The organism is Candidatus Symbiopectobacterium sp. NZEC135 (assembly GCF_025962695.1).
Map to the genome: position 1 here is coordinate 63776 of NZ_JAGFPF010000011.1, position 14711 is coordinate 78486.

At 54.7% G+C, this 14711-nt stretch carries 20 protein-coding genes; 16 read left to right on the forward strand and 4 right to left on the reverse strand.

Translation table 11 applies throughout. The annotated features are described in order from the left end of the window. Nucleotides 1-10 precede the first annotated feature (10 nt). From J5224_RS08710 to J5224_RS08775, 14 genes are all read left to right on the forward strand, one after another. Nucleotides 11-265, forward strand: coding sequence for a hypothetical protein (locus J5224_RS08710; protein ID WP_264624989.1), 255 nt, complete (start codon nt 11-13; stop codon nt 263-265). Between the two features lie 8 nt (nt 266-273). Continuing rightward, on the forward strand, nt 274-579 hold the full coding sequence (locus tag J5224_RS08715; protein WP_264624990.1) for a hypothetical protein: 306 nt from the start codon (nt 274-276) through the stop codon (nt 577-579). A gap of 4 nt (nt 580-583) precedes the next feature. Further along, nucleotides 584-1804 carry a hypothetical protein gene (locus J5224_RS08720; protein ID WP_264624991.1) on the forward strand — a complete coding sequence of 407 codons (1221 nt, stop codon included), beginning with the start codon at nt 584-586 and terminating at the stop codon, nt 1802-1804. After that, entirely contained in the window at nt 1801-2019 is a 219-nt protein-coding gene (locus tag J5224_RS08725) for a hypothetical protein (protein WP_264624992.1), read from the forward strand. Before J5224_RS08720 ends, J5224_RS08725 begins: the two co-directional genes overlap by 4 nt. After that, on the forward strand, nt 2006-2218 hold the full coding sequence (locus tag J5224_RS08730; protein ID WP_264624993.1) for a tail fiber assembly protein: 213 nt from the start codon (nt 2006-2008) through the stop codon (nt 2216-2218). Before J5224_RS08725 ends, J5224_RS08730 begins: the two co-directional genes overlap by 14 nt. 269 nt (nt 2219-2487) lie before the next feature. Beyond that, nucleotides 2488-3657, forward strand: coding sequence for a phage tail sheath protein (locus J5224_RS08735; protein WP_264624994.1), 1170 nt, complete (start codon nt 2488-2490; stop codon nt 3655-3657). A gap of 14 nt (nt 3658-3671) precedes the next feature. Further along, entirely contained in the window at nt 3672-4193 is a 522-nt protein-coding gene (locus J5224_RS08740) for a phage major tail tube protein (protein WP_264624995.1), read from the forward strand. Between the two features lie 59 nt (nt 4194-4252). Continuing rightward, nucleotides 4253-4549 (forward strand): phage tail assembly protein, encoded by a 297-nt coding sequence (locus tag J5224_RS08745; protein ID WP_264624996.1) that lies wholly within the window; start codon nt 4253-4255, stop codon nt 4547-4549. 14 nt (nt 4550-4563) lie between these two features. Then, nucleotides 4564-4686: a GpE family phage tail protein gene (locus tag J5224_RS08750; RefSeq protein ID WP_039512472.1), complete on the forward strand. Its 123-nt coding sequence runs from the start codon at nt 4564-4566 to the stop codon at nt 4684-4686. Continuing rightward, complete coding sequence (locus tag J5224_RS08755) at nt 4679-7555, forward strand: phage tail tape measure protein (RefSeq protein ID WP_264624997.1); 2877 nt, start codon at nt 4679-4681, stop codon at nt 7553-7555. Before J5224_RS08750 ends, J5224_RS08755 begins: the two co-directional genes overlap by 8 nt. A 2-nt stretch (nt 7556-7557) precedes the next feature. Beyond that, entirely contained in the window at nt 7558-8043 is a 486-nt protein-coding gene (locus J5224_RS08760) for a phage tail protein (RefSeq protein WP_264624998.1), read from the forward strand. Then, complete coding sequence (locus tag J5224_RS08765; protein WP_264624999.1) at nt 8040-9182, forward strand: phage late control D family protein; 1143 nt, start codon at nt 8040-8042, stop codon at nt 9180-9182. The genes J5224_RS08760 and J5224_RS08765 overlap by 4 nt, the downstream gene beginning before the upstream one ends. An 86-nt stretch (nt 9183-9268) precedes the next feature. Next, a complete protein-coding gene (locus J5224_RS08770) occupies nt 9269-9487 on the forward strand; it encodes a DNA-binding transcriptional regulator (RefSeq protein WP_264625000.1) in 219 nt (72 codons plus the stop codon). 139 nt (nt 9488-9626) lie between these two features. Continuing rightward, entirely contained in the window at nt 9627-10667 is a 1041-nt protein-coding gene (locus J5224_RS08775; RefSeq protein ID WP_264625001.1) for a tyrosine-type recombinase/integrase, read from the forward strand. Nucleotides 10668-10996: 329 nt separating this feature from the next. Here J5224_RS08775 and J5224_RS08780 read toward each other — a convergent pair whose 3' ends face one another. Beyond that, nucleotides 10997-11341 carry a YebY family protein gene (locus tag J5224_RS08780; protein WP_264625002.1) on the reverse strand — a complete coding sequence of 115 codons (345 nt, stop codon included), beginning with the start codon at nt 11339-11341 and terminating at the stop codon, nt 10997-10999. A 217-nt stretch (nt 11342-11558) separates the two neighbouring features. On the opposite strand from J5224_RS08780, the gene J5224_RS08785 reads away from it, so the two are divergent. Next, on the forward strand, nt 11559-12248 hold the full coding sequence (locus J5224_RS08785; RefSeq protein WP_264625003.1) for a DJ-1/PfpI family protein: 690 nt from the start codon (nt 11559-11561) through the stop codon (nt 12246-12248). A 47-nt stretch (nt 12249-12295) separates the two neighbouring features. On the opposite strand, the gene J5224_RS08790 is transcribed toward J5224_RS08785, so the two are convergent. After that, nucleotides 12296-12469 (reverse strand): hypothetical protein, encoded by a 174-nt coding sequence (locus tag J5224_RS08790; RefSeq protein ID WP_264625004.1) that lies wholly within the window; start codon nt 12467-12469, stop codon nt 12296-12298. Nucleotides 12470-12637: 168 nt separating this feature from the next. Continuing rightward, nucleotides 12638-12973 (reverse strand): hypothetical protein, encoded by a 336-nt coding sequence (locus J5224_RS08795; protein WP_264625005.1) that lies wholly within the window; start codon nt 12971-12973, stop codon nt 12638-12640. A 396-nt stretch (nt 12974-13369) separates the two neighbouring features. Here J5224_RS08795 and J5224_RS08800 point away from each other — a divergent pair, with 396 nt between their 5' ends. Beyond that, entirely contained in the window at nt 13370-14434 is a 1065-nt protein-coding gene (locus J5224_RS08800; RefSeq protein WP_264625006.1) for a malate/lactate/ureidoglycolate dehydrogenase, read from the forward strand. A gap of 39 nt (nt 14435-14473) precedes the next feature. On the opposite strand, the gene J5224_RS08805 is transcribed toward J5224_RS08800, so the two are convergent. Continuing rightward, nucleotides 14474-14665: a YebW family protein gene (locus tag J5224_RS08805; protein ID WP_264625007.1), complete on the reverse strand. Its 192-nt coding sequence runs from the start codon at nt 14663-14665 to the stop codon at nt 14474-14476. Nucleotides 14666-14711: the final 46 nt, after the last annotated feature.

The window sequence follows — 14711 nt, forward strand, 5'->3', positions numbered from 1 at the left end:
GGAGAGAGTTATGCCAGCTAAACGCACAGTGACATTAAATTTTAAAACCTCGGACGGAAAAACATTACCGGCTTCATTCGAAGTTTCCGACGGTGCTAGCGCTTATGAAGTCTGGAAAGCGAAGGCGGGGAACGCCAGTAAAACCGAAGCGCAATATGCGGCAGAGCTGAAAGGGGATAAAGGTGACAAAGGGGATAAAGGCGACCTCGGAAATAACGGCGTCAGCATCACCGGCGTTGAAGTAAAAATCACTGAGAACACGTGAGGTAATACATGGCTGCTGGCCGCACAGTTTCACTGACATTTAAAACCAGTGACGGCAAAACCCTGCCCGCCGTGTCATTCAGGGTCAATGACGGGGAAAAAGGGGATAACGCCGCGCTGGTGATTGAAAGTATCACGCCAGTCATTAAAGGCGGTGAAAGCGCGTTTGCTGTTGGCAATGTGACGGTGATTTCCGTGCATGTTAATGGCGTCGGCCAGCCGCCGGGGTATGCCTATACCGTTGAAGCCAATACGGTGTATCTGGCCGAGGCGGTGAAAAGTTCAGACATGGTATCTATTGAGTTTGTGAGATAACAACATGGCGAAACCAACAGGAAAAATCATCAGGGTAACGCCTGAGTCTATCGGGGCGTATACCAAAGCGGAAACCGACGCCAAGGTCAGTGCCGCCACCGCCGCCGCCAGTAACGCCGCAGCGGCGGCTGGCAGTGCTAACACCAATGCGGAAAGCCGTGTGCCACTGGCGCGCAAAGTGAACGGCAAGCCGCTGAGCGCGGATATCACGCTGGGTGCCGGGGATGTGGGCGCGTATACCAAGGCGGAAACCGATGCCAAGGTCAGTGCCGCCACAACTGCCGCCAGTAATGCCGCAGCGGCGGCTGGCAGTGCTAACACCAATGCGGAAAGCCGTGTGCCACTGGCACGCAAAGTGAACGGCAAGCCGCTGAGCGCGGATATCACGCTGGGTGCCGGGGATGTGGGCGCGTATACCAAGGCGGAAAAAACCGACGCCAAGGTCAGTACCGCCACCACTGCCGCCAGTAATGCCGCAGCGGCGGCTGGCAGTGCTAACACCAATGCGGAAAGCCGTGTGCCATTGGCACGCAAGGTTAACGGCAAGCCGTTGAGCGCGGATATCACGCTGGGTGCCGGGGATGTGGGCGCGTATACCAAGGCGGAAACCGATACCAAAGTCAGCGCCGCCACCACCGCCGCCAGTAATGCCGCGACGGCGGCGGCCAGTGCCAATACCAACGCCGAGGGGAGAGTGCCCTCCGGGCGTAAGGTAAATAACAAGCCCCTAACCGCTGATATAACCCTGAGTGCGGGGGACGTTGGCGCATTGCCATTGGGAGGGACTGCTGTTGCCGCCACGAAATTGGCAATCGCCCGAAGCATTAACGGCGTGCCGTTTGATGGCACGGAAAGTGTCACAATTCCCCTGTCGAATTTGGGTATAGGTAAACCGTCCTTATGTACGGCATGGGTCAATTTCAATGGAGTGAATACAGTAACCGTTAATGGTTCGCATGGCATAAGTTCTGTTATCAGAGAATCGACTGGTGTCTATACCATAAATTTTTCTACCGCAATGGATACTGCTGTTTATGCGGTAATTTGTAGTGTGGGTGATGGCCCTGGTCAGGGAACCTATGCCGCTGTCGTTCAGTTGAATTCACCTACAGGCATCCCAACGAAAAAGGATAGAAATGGGGTACGGGTCATGGTGCGTGGGACCGGTGGCGCGGGTGATTCATCAATGATCTCTGTAGCTATATTTGGCGGGGTAGCTTCATGAACATTGTTTATCAGGGTGATTCCGGGGTGGCGATTTTATCTCCTTGCACTGATTGCGGGCTGACAGTGTTAGAGATTGGAAAGAAAGATGTTCCTGCCGGAGTGCCTTTCTGGATCATGGATGTCGGAGCCTTCATTGATATCCCGGTTGAATCTTGGGAGATAGATAAAAGCATTGAACCGGATGGAATAGGAGGAAATTATGATCAGAATTAATGCTGAACGGCTAAAAAAATATCGTGCAAATGAGGTGCGCATAAAACGTGATACGCTGCTTAGTGAATGTGATGGGAAAATGGCAGTGGACGCAACCTCTGACAAGGCAGCATGGGCACGCTATCGTCAAGCGCTGCGAGAGATTCCAGAGCAAAAGGGATTTCCAGAAAAAATAGCGTGGCCGGAAAAACCAGAATAATCATTGTCGGGTTTCAATCTGCCCCTGTATTCGAATAGAGATAGGAAAAGGATGGTCGAAAATACCTAACATAGTAATTAGCGATAATTCATGATGTAGGCGTATCGACTTTCTAATCATGTTTTCTCTATTCAGTCCGGGGCTATATCTTTCCCTTTCAATGTTGTGTCAGTTCCCAACATACCAGCATGACTCGCCTGACATGGGGTAGCATCAGACAATAACGGCTCCCAACGCGGCAATATTGCCATTTGCTGGAGCCTGAATTTATGAGCGATTACCATCACGGCGTGCAGGTTGTTGAGGTCAACGACGGCACGCGCGTTATTTCCACTGTATCCACCGCGATTATCGGCATGGTGTGCACCGCACCGGATGCCGACGCGGCAACCTTTCCCCTCAATACCCCGGTGCTGATCACCAATGTGCTGTCGGCTGTCGGCAAAGCCGGTAAAAAAGGCACGCTGGCCGCTGCCCTGTCGGCGATTGCTGACCAGTCCAAACCCGTTACCGTCGTGGTGCGTGTCGCCGAGGGGAAAGATGAAGCCGAAACCCTCAGCAATGTGATCGGCGGCAGTGATGAGAACGGCCAATACACCGGGATGAAAGCCCTTCTTGATGCGCAGGCGGTGACGGGGGTTAAGCCGCGCATTCTCGGCTTGCCGGGGCTGGATTCGTTACCCGCTGCCACCGCGTTAGCCTCTATTTGCCAATCGCTGCGCGCCTTTGGTTATGTCAGCGCATGGGGCTGCAAAACCCTGTCTGACGCCATCACCTACCGCGACAATTTCAGCCAGCGTGAACTGATGGTTATCTGGCCGGACTTTATCGCATGGGATACCGCAGCGAACGCCAGCACCACGGCTTACGCCACCGCCCGCGCATTGGGGCTGCGCGCCAAGATTGACCAAGAGACCGGCTGGCATAAAACCCTGTCTAACGTCGGCGTCAACGGCGTAACGGGGATCAGCGCCTCGGTGTTCTGGGATTTGCAGACCCCCGGCACTGATGCGGATTTACTCAATGAAGCAGGCGTCACCACGCTGGTACGCAAAGACGGTTTCCGCTTCTGGGGCAACCGCACATGCTCTGACGATCCGCTGTTCCTGTTTGAGAACTACACCCGCACCGCACAGGTGATTGCCGACACCATGGCAGAGGCGCACATGTGGGCCAACGACAAGCCGATGACCGCGACACTGATTCGAGACATTATCGACGGTATCAAGGCCAAGTTCCGCGAACTGAAAACCAACGGTTACATCATTGATGCCGATTGCTGGTATGACGAGAGCGCCAACGATAAAGAAACCCTCAAGGCCGGGAAACTGTACCTTGATTATGACTATACCCCGGTCCCCCCTCTGGAAAATCTCACCCTACGCCAGCGTATCACCGATAAATATCTGGTGAACCTGTCGGCGTCGGTTAACGGCTAAGGAGTCGTAACGCTATGGCACTGCCTCGCAAACTTAAATTTATGAACCTGTTCAACGACGGCCTGAGCTACATGGGGATCGCCTACGCCGTCACACTGCCGAAGCTGACACGCAAGCTGGAGAACTATCGCGGCGGCGGCATGAACGGTGCCGCGTCGATTGATTTTGGGCTCGATGATGATGCGTTAGCCATGGAATTCACGCTGGGCGGTCTGGCCGATGAAACCCTGTGGAGCCAGTACGCCGCGCCCGGTGCCGATGCGGTCATGCTGCGCTTTACCGGGTCATACCAGCGTGATGACACCGGGGAAATCGTTGCGGTTGAAGTGGTGATGCGTGGGCGTCACAAAGAAATCGACGGCGGCGAGAGCAAGCAAGGCGAAGACACCGAAACCAAGATTTCTACGCAATGTTCTTATTACAAGCTGACCGTGGACGGCAAAGAGATGATCGAAATTGACACCATCAACATGATTGAGCGTGTCAATGGCGTTGACCGTCTGGAACAACACCGCCGGGCGGTTGGTCTGGTGTAACCCTGTGCGGCCAGTACTCCGCTGGCCGTCTTACTTCATTTTGAATACAGAGAATTATCATGAACCAACCCGATAACGTTGTAACACTGGAAACCCCGATTAAACGCGGTGACACCCTGATCGAAACCGTCACACTGATTAAACCCAACACAGGCACCCTGCGCGGCGTCAGTCTGGCCGCTGTGGCAAACTCAGACGTGGACGCAATGATTAAAGTGCTGCCGCGTATGACGGTTCCGTCGCTGACCGAAGCCGAAATCACCCGCATGGAGCTGCCGGACATGATTGCCATCGCAGGCAAGGTGATCGGTTTTTTGACGCCGAAATCGCCGCAGGAGACCTCCCCCGAAGCCTGACCGTTGATGAACTGATGGCGGATATCGCGGTGATTTTTCACTGGCCGCCCTCAGAGCTTTATCCGATGAGCCTCACCGAGTTGATCCTATGGCGCGACAAAGCGCTGAAACGCAGCGGACACCATAACAATGAGTAACACTCTACAGTTGAGCGTTTTGCTGAAAGCCGTGGACAGTGCGACTCGCCCGTTTAAGGCGGTGCAAACCGCCAGTAAAAAACTGTCGGGTGATATCCGCGACTCACAGGGCCAGCTTAAAACCCTGAACGCTCAGGCCGGACGCATTGAGGGCTTTCGCAAAGCCAAAAGCCAGTTAAGCGAAACCGGTGCAGCACTCAAACAGGCGCAGACCAAAGCCGCTGCCCTGTCGGCGGAACTGCGCAACAGCGAAAACCCGACCCGACAGCAGGTAAAGGCGCTGGCAAGTGCGAAACGTCAGGCGGCCACGCTTAAAACCGAATACGGCGAGCTACGCCAGTCGCTACAGCGTCAGCGCGATGAATTGCAGCAGGCAGGCATCAGCACGCGCAGCCTGTCCGGTCATGAGCGTAAATTACGCAACGATATTTCCCAAACCACCGCCACGCTGGATCAGCAGCGCGCCGCTCTGGTGCGCGTCAGCCAGCAGCAGGAAAAGCTGAACGCGGTCAGTCAGCGCTACGAGAAAGGCAAAGCCATTACCGCCGGGGTACGCAACGGCGGCGCGGCGGCGTTTGGCCTCGGCTCGGCGGCGCTGTACGCCGAAAGCCGCCTGATGGCTCCCGCCGTTGAGGCCAACGGGCAAGGCGCACGCATCGCGGCACAAACGGGCGGGAACAGCGCGGACAGCGAACAGTACACCCGTGTTATCAAACAGATTAATGCCACCGGTGTCAGTGGCGATATCAATCAAATCGCGGAGGCGGTCGCCGCAGTGCGCAGTACATTGGGTGCACTGGGGAACGTGGGCGAAACCGAACTGACCCGCATATCGCGTAAGGCGCTGGATATGCAGGCGGCACTCGGTGGCGACGCTGCCGAGAGTATCCAGATAGCGGCCATCATGATGAAAAACGGCCTCGCCAAAAACAGCGATGAGGCGTTTGATTTGATGGTATCCGGGATGCAGCGCGTATCGGCACAGATGCGCGGTGAGCTGCCGGAGATCCTGCACGAATATTCGACCCACTTTCGCAATATGGGATTCAGCGGATCGGAGGCGATGACGCTGTTAGTGGAGATGGCGCAGCAGGGCAAGTTTGCACTGGACAAGACGGGCGATGCGGTGAAGGAATTCAGCATTCGCGGCTCGGACATGTCCAAGGCCAGTATCGAAGCCTATGACGCCGCCGGGCTCAATGCCGCCAAAATGTCTACTGCCATTGCCAGCGGTGGCGATAAAGCGCGTGCCGCGATGCAGAAAACCGCACAGGGTCTGCTGAAAATCAAGGATCCGGCAGAACGGGCCAACGCGGCGATCGCGCTGTTTGGTACACCGATTGAAGACCTGTCGATTGACCAGATACCCAAATTCCTGTCGGCGCTGGCCGGAACCAAAGACAAGCTGGGCGACGTGTCCGGGGCGGCTGACCGCATGGGCGATACCCTGCGCGATAACCTGCAAGGGGATATCGGGCGGTTGCAGGGTGCCATGGCTGGCCTGCGTTTTAACCTGTTCAATGACGACGGCGGCGCATTGCGTAAGCTGACGCAAAGTGCGACAGCATGGCTAAACCGGGTGAATGAATGGGTGGCGGCTAACCCGGTGCTGACACGGCAGATTGTCATGCTCGGCGGCGCGGCAACCGCGTTAATCACCGTGCTCGGCGGGATCGGGCTGGTTGCATGGCCGGTGTTAAGCGGGGTTAATGCGCTGGTTGCCGGGGCGGGATTGCTGAATGCCGGATTCAGGTTTGCCGGAACGCAGGGCGTGACCTCACTGAGTGGGGGATTACAGCGGCTCGGCGGTGCAGTTAACTGGCTGGCAAAATCGCCGCTGATGCTACTACGCGCGGGGATGTCGGGGTTAACGTCCGTATTCGGCGCGGTCAGTAATCCGCTGGCCGTTATCCAAGGCGCAATGTCAGGCTTTGGCCGGGCGCTAATGTGGCTGGTGACTTCACCGCTTGCCTTGCTGCGCACCGGGGTCATGTTTATCGGCAGCGCGTTAGGTGTGCTGCTATCCCCGGTCGGGCTGGCCGTTGCGGTCATGGTCGGCGGTGCGTTGCTTATCTGGAAATACTGGGAGCCTATCAAGGCCTTTATCGGCGGTGTGGTGGAGGGGTTTGTTGCCGCCAGTGCACCGATTATTGCCGCCTTTGCGCCGCTGCACCCCGCCTTTACATGGATTGGCGACACGGTAAAAGCGCTGTTTGGCTGGTTCGGCGATCTGCTGGCGCCGGTTAAATCGACTGCCGCCGAGCTGGACGGTGCGGCCAGCGTGGGGAAACGTTTTGGTGAGGCGCTGGCTAACGGGCTCAATGCCGTGATGCACCCGCTGGACTCGTTGCGATCCGGTGTGTCGTGGTTACTGGAAAAACTGGGGCTGGTTGATGAGAAATCGAAAAACCTGCCCGGCGCAGACAAACTTATCCCGCCACAAGAGGCCGCCGCCTTAAACGCAGGCGTTATCAACGCCCCCGCGCCGCAGGGCAACGATGAAAAAGCGATTGCCGCCCGATACGGCGGGGAGCGTGATAACGGCGGACGTATCCCGCTGGGAAAATTTGCCGTGGTCGGTGAACATGGCCCGGAGATCGTAGCAGGCCCGGTCAACGTGACCAGCCGCCGGGAAACGGCGGCAATGGCGTCTGCCGCCATGAACATGTCGGCCTATCGTCCGATAGCCCCCACCGCACAGGCCAGCGCCGCAGCGTCTACGGTCAGCATCCATGCCCCTATCAGCATTGTTGCGCAGCCAGGCCAGAGTGCGCAGGACATAGCACAGGAAGTGGCGCGCCAGCTTGAGCAGCGGGAACGCTCGGCGCGATCGCGCGCATTCAGTCAATACAGCTATCAGGGAGGTTGATCATGATGCTCACATTAGGTCTGTTTGTCTTCCAGCTCCAGACCCTGCCTTATCAGAACATGCAGCGCAACGTGGAATACCGCTGGCCGTCAAACAGCCGCGTAGGTCAGCGTCCGGCGTTGCAGTTCTTAGGCATTGAAGAGGAAAAAATCACCCTGTCGGGGGAGTTGATGCCGGAAATCACCGGCGGCACGCTGTCATTACTGATGCTGGAAACCATGGCCGATCAGGGGCGCGCGTGGCCGCTGATTGAGGGCAGCGGCACCATTTACGGGGTGTTTGTGGTGAACAGTATCAGTCAGACAAAAACCGACTTTTTCCCCGATGGCCGCGCCCGGCGCATTGAATTTACCGTGACGCTGACCCGCGTGGACTCGTCGCTGTCGGCCATGCTGGGCGATTTACGCCAGCAGGCCGAGGGCTTGATCGGCAGCGCCGGAGCGCTTGCCAATAAGGCGCAATCCGCCATCGGGGGATTATTCGCATGATTAACCCGTTAACGGTGCGCGCAGGCAGTAAGACCGCCCCCGCGTACCTGCTGCGCCTGAATGAGCAGGACATTACTACCATCATCAGCCCACGTCTGCTATCGCTGAACCTGACCGATAACCGGGGCTTTGAGGCCGACCAACTCGACATCGAGCTGGACGACAGCGACGGGCAGGTACAGTTGCCCCGCCGGGGCGCGGTGCTGTCGGTGTTTTTAGGCTGGCAGGGCGAAGCGCTGATCGGCAAAGGCGATTTCACCGTGGACGAAATCGAACACCGGGGCGCACCGGACACCGTGACTATCCGGGCGCGCAGCGCGGATTTTCGCGGGTCGCTCAACTCACGCCGGGAACTGTCGTACCACGACACCACGCTGGGGGCGATTGTGGCGCAGGTGGCAACGCGCAATAACCTTGTACCGATGCTGGCTGACGGGTTCGCCGGGATAAAAATCCCGCATATCGACCAGACGCAGGAAACCGACGCGGTGTTTATTACCCGGCTGGCTGAGCGCAACGGCGCGATTGCTGCCATCAAAGCCGGGCGTTTGCTGTTTATCCGCCCCGGAACAGGAAAGACAGCCAGCGGTAAACCCATCCCGCAACAGGTAATTGAACGCAGTGACGGCGATCGGCACAGCTTTAGCCTGGCTGATCGGGGAGCCTATACGGGGGTGACGGCAAGCTGGCTGCACACCAAAGAGCCAAAGCCGAAGAAACCTAAAAAGGTCAAGGTACAGCGCAAAGTGTTACTGCACCAAGGGCCACAACCCACCCATCCCAAAGCGAAGAAAACAACAAAGGTGCCAGAGGCGCGGGAAGGTAACTACATGGTCGGCACTGATGAAAATGTGCTGGAACTGACCACGGTATTTTCTACTCAAGCACAGGCCATGCGTGCAGCACAGGCGAAATGGGACAAATTACAGCGTGGTGTCGCTGAGTTCTCTATCGCGCTGGCAATGGGGCGCGCTGACCTGTTCCCCGAAACCCCGGTTCAGGTCAGCGGCTTCAAGCAGGTGATCGACGAACAGCCGTGGACAATATCAAAAGTGACGCACGCCCTGAGCAACGGCGGCTATACCACGCAGTTGGAGCTGGAAGTGTTGTTGTCGGATGGGGAGTTTGATGCTGAGTAGGGATTCAATTTCGAATTATATATTCGCAAATGCAAATTTGGTGATAAAATAATAACCACTGAATGCCCCATTGAGGTGACAACATTATGATGCATTGTCCATTATGCTTACATGCAGCACATGCCCGATCTAGTCGCTACCTAAGCCCCAAAACCAAAGAACGCTATCACCAGTGCACAAATATCAATTGCGGTTGCACGTTCAAGTCGATGGAGACTATCTCGGATATGATCATGACGCCGGGGGCGGTTAATCCCGCGCCGCCACATCCGACGCGCTCGAACCAAGGTACACTCTGGTTATAGTCTAATCGCTGCGCATTATCTTCCTTTCCCACCGCCCGGTGGGTTTTTCATATTTAACCTGTTTGAAAACAAGACCAATAAACATTTATACTGTTTTTATATACAGTTATGTTGTGTGTATTTGTCTTGGATTCTAGCGATGAGCATCAGAAAACTACCATCTGGAAAATGGCTATTTGAGTATTATCCCAATGGCCGGGATGGCAAGCGTGTTAGGAAGCAATTTACCACCAAAGGGGAGGCCGTTTCCTATGAGCAGTACATGGAGGAACAAGCAAAATCCAAGCCGTGGTTGGGGGAAAAAGAAGACCGGCGGAAGCTCAGCGAGTTGATTGATCTCTGGTACAAGCTGCACGGCTGCTCCCTCAATGATAAAAAAGGTCGCTTAGGTAAACTCAATATTATCTGTAGTGGGTTAGGCGATCCAATAGCTGCATCACTGACGGCAAAGGATTGGGCGCATTACCGTGACCAGCGACTGCAGGGCGCTATCGATAATGGCTACAGCACCAGTCTGGAAACGCGCAAAGTATCTACCGGCACAATCAATTGCGAACACGCTTTTTTACGTGCGGTGTTTAATGAACTGAAAAGGTTAGGGGAGTGGAGCCTGCCTAACCCGCTGGAGAACATACGCGAGTTTGACCAGCCCGAGCGCGAAATGGCCTGGCTGACGCCAGATCAGATTACGCGTTTATTAACCGCCTGTGCTAAACACGGTAATGACGAATTGACCCTGATTGTCCGTGTCTGCTTGTCTACCGGCGCGCGCTGGAATGAAGTAGCGAAGCTCAAGGCCTCGCAGTTGTCCCCGTATAAAATCACCTTCATTAACACCAAGGGCAAAAAGAACCGTACCGTACCGATCACCGAGCCGTTATATCAGGAATTAATTGCGCGTGAGGGCAAGGCATTCCAGCCCTGCTATAAACAGTTCTACCGTGTAACGCGTTTGGCTGGGATTGAATTACCCGAAGGGCAAATGACCCATGTGTTACGCCACACTTTCGCCAGCCATTTTATGATGAACGGCGGTAACATCATCGTATTGCAGCGCATTCTCGGTCATTCCGATATCCGCATAACGATGCGTTACGCTCACTTTGCGCCAGACCATCTGGACGATGCGATCCACCTGAATCCATTGGCGAAAACCAGTGGCGACAAAGTGGCGGCATAAGATGTAAATGGATGATATGGAGTAGAACAGGAGAGGGGATAAGTGGCTGATTTTAATGTAAGTGATTGTATTTAAACTACTTCCAAAAAAAGACCGAATACGATTCCTGTATTCGGTCTAGGGAAATGGCTCTTGGGAGAGAGCCTTGCGCTAAAAGTTGGCATTTGTGCAAGCTGAATCAGCCTTGCCCTTTAAAGGGTAGCCAACTTCTCACTGATTACCAGTGTTGCAGCGGAGTTCGTTTCATAACTGGAACAGCTTTCACACCTTGAAATAACGCATTATTATCCATGCATTAACATGTGGCTGAAATGTAGTCAGTTTTTAAATCACCCTGCGGCGCAGAGCTGTTCACCGCGTTCAATAAAAGGCTGTAAATCTTTCTTCTTGCCCGGTGCTGTTGGGTCGTCAAGCCAGATGACATCGATCGGTTGTGCATTAACGTGGCCGTTTTTCATCTGGGCCTGGGCGGCCGCGTTTAGTGGGTATTGCATCAGCGTGCCGGTGTTCAACGCAAAAACCGCGTTACCCGGGCGGCAAATCAACTGGACCTCTTCACGAGTAAACGCCCAACGCTCGCCATATTGCTGGCGGCTTAACGTCACCAACTGGGCGGCGGCAACGGCATCAGCGCCAAGCGTGGCAAGGGTTAGCGCTAAAACGATCTTTTTCATCGTGGCATCTCTGTGCTAAGCCAATAACGCAGCAAAATTACCTATCGTTAATCAGCGAGTTACATAAATGAATTCGAATGCGATCATAAGGGCTGTGCGCGGTGAAGTCGAGTCATGGATAGCACTGACGTGATGGTCATCGTTGATATTCTGATTGAATCCCAGATAAAAATCTGCGCATGCTAAACAATATCACCTAACCATAGAGGACGTTGTCATGGCTGATTCTCCGGCACTCTCCATCGGTTTTCTCCTTTTTCCCGGTGTCACTCAATTGGATCTGACCGGGCCTTACGAGGTATTTGTGCGCGCGCCGGGTGCGCAGGTGTACTTGATTTGGAAAGATATTGTGCCGGTTAATTCCGATCGTGGACTGGCTATTCTGCCTACCGTTACCCTTGCTGAGTGCCCGGCACTAGACGTTATCTGTGTGCCGGGTGGACCCGGACAGATTGATCTGATGGAAGATAATGAGGTGTTGGACTTCCTGCGCCAAAAAGCGAAGGAGGTTAAACTGGTTACCTCGGTTTGTACCGGATCGCTGGTGTTGGGGGCTGCGGGCTTACTGCAAGGCTATAAGGCAACCACCCACTGGGGTTCGCTCGATCAGTTGGCGTTGCTGGGGGCTCAACCGGTTGAGGAGCGTGTTGTGCACGACGGGAATCGTATTAGTGGTGCTGGCGTGACCTCAGGGATCGATTTCGCACTAACCGTGGTAGCAGGACTGTACGGCGAAGCGGTTGCACAGGAGATTCAGCTACAGCTGGAGTACGATCCTGCGCCGCCGTTTAACTCGGGTTCGCCGCGAACCGCTGCGCCGGAGCTGCTTCAGGCGGTACGTCTCAAGCAGTCCGCGTTTGTTGAAAAGCGCAGGCAAGCAACGCAACGCGCTGCGGCAAAATTATAGGTCTTTCACATCAGGGCGACAAAGCGCCCTGATGTTCACCTCATCAACTATCCGCGCCCACCGTGTCCGCCATAGCCAGGGCCGCCGCCACCTCCACCCGGCCCCATCGGCCCTTGCATCGGACCTCCGCCGCCATGACCACCGCCGGGACCCGGCCATATGCATCCGCTTAAGGATGTGGTGATGGCAATCGCCATTAATACGCAGAGCATTTTTTTCATGATTCACCTCTCAGTAGACGGAGAGATTTTGCGTGGTGGTCATAAAAAGCGAAATAGGGCTAAGGCGGATTTTCGATTTTTTAACGCTTGGTAAATATCTCGATACGACTTGCCTGATATCACAGAATTTTACGAGAAAAGCTACGATTCCATCACCGCCGAGAATGGTTATTGGCAATGGTAAATGGTGTATTCGTTTTTTTCTGGATTGATAATACAGAAGCGGTTACCGGAAAGGCGCTGCGCCAGATAACCTTCTTTGGTGACGGCAGAAGGCACATAACGTGAGCTGTCAGCCGAGTATAACAGGCCGCTTTCAATGTGCTGTTTGGGCATCAGCACGCTAAACGCCACGGTGTTATCGATAATCACGGCCGAGGTCATGCCAATCGGATGACCCGGTAGCGTTTTCACCTCACCCTGACAGTTCATGCCTTGTGGTGAGGAACAACCCGCTGTAATCAACAGCAGGAGAGAAAAGGGGGCGATGGTGCGGTAGCTCATGGCGATCCTTGGGTGATCACGGTGTACTTTCCCAATTATAGCGCAGTCAGGCATGGCGCTGAGGGGGCGAATCGTGCTGCAAACAAGAGGCTACGGTTTTGATCTTGATTAACGCAATGGTGCGCCGGGTGCGATGAGGCATTTAATCCCTGCGCGTTCAGCAGTAGGATAATGAGGCAAACACAATAATCATCTATACCCGTCATACTTCAAATTGCAGATGCGTTGGCTGCGTTCGCTCACCCGAATCACTTACTTGTGTAAGCTCATCGGAATTCGCTCACTTGCCGCCTTCCTGCAACTCGAATTATTTAGGGTATATAACTCCCTATTTTTCATGATATTAGAAAATCTGATGTCTGGAATTGGAAGGGAAATAATTAAGGAAATTGTCCTATGCTAATCTCCGAGCGTCAGCTTCGAGACGTTACGCGCCTTTTATTGCAAAAGGCAGGCTCACAGGCTGATGAGGCGCGCTGTGTTTCCGATCATCTGGTGAATGCCAACCTCAAAGGCCATGATAGTCACGGTGCCGGAATGTTGCCGCACTATGTGTCGTTTATCGCGAAAGGGATCATGCATCCTAATACGCCGGTGCGTTTGCTGCGTGATGGGGGGGCGGTATTGCAGTTCATCGGCGATCGTGGTTTTGGTCAGCGCACCGGCAAAGAAGCGATGGATCAGGCGATTGCCAGAGCAAAAACTACCGGCGTGTGCCTGATGACGCTGGCCTCCACATGCCACCTCGGGCGGATTGGCACTTACGGTGAAATGGCGGCAGACGCGGGTATGGTGGCGATTCATTTTGTCAACGTGAACGATTTGGATCCGATTGTGGCACCCTGGTGCGGCCGTGAGGCGCGTTTTGGCACCAACCCCATCTGCATTGCCTTTCCTAAAAGTGAACATAACCCACCGTTTGTGCTTGATTTTGCCACCAGCATTGTGGCGTTGGGAAAAACGCGTGTGGCCTATCTGGCGGGCAAAACGTTTGATGAAGAGGTGATGCTCGACAGCGAAGGCGTTTCTACCAACGATCCCAAAGTGATGTGGCAAGATGAAAAACAGGGCGCGCTAAAACCTATTGCACGCCATAAAGGCGGCGGGTTGGTGCTGGCGGCTGAGATGCTGGCGGGGCTGCTTTCCGGTGGCGGTACTATCCAACCGGAAAACGAACGTAAAGGGTCGATCATGAATAATATGACCACGATTGTTATCGACCCGGCAGCAATGGTCTCGATGGACTGGCTGCAAAAAGAGTATGACGCCATGCTGGACTATGTGCGGACCTGCCCGGCGGCGGATGCTGAACATCCGGTGTTGATTGCCGGTGAACCGGAACGTATTGCCAGTGCGAAACGTCAGGCAAACGGGATTACACTTTCCGATCAGGAGTGGGCCAATATCGTTGCTGCGGGTGTGTCGTTAGGCATGACGGAGCAGGATTTTGCTGTCATTTGATATTCGCACCATGACGCGTATGTCTGTTTGGCATACGCGTCAAAACTCGGCGCGTTCATGGGCAGGGATCCAATAGCCGTCGATAAAATCCTCTATCGGAAAACATCCCGCCCGTCGTAAATGTTGCTCGTCCATCGCACTCAGGCACTGCGCTTCGTTTAGGTAGGCATCAATGACCAAATTTTCGCAGCCGTGGCCGAGATAACAGATAAAGACAACCAGTGCGTACATAGGCGTTTACTCTCCCAGTCAGTGGCAGTAGCCCTAGCGAGAGTGT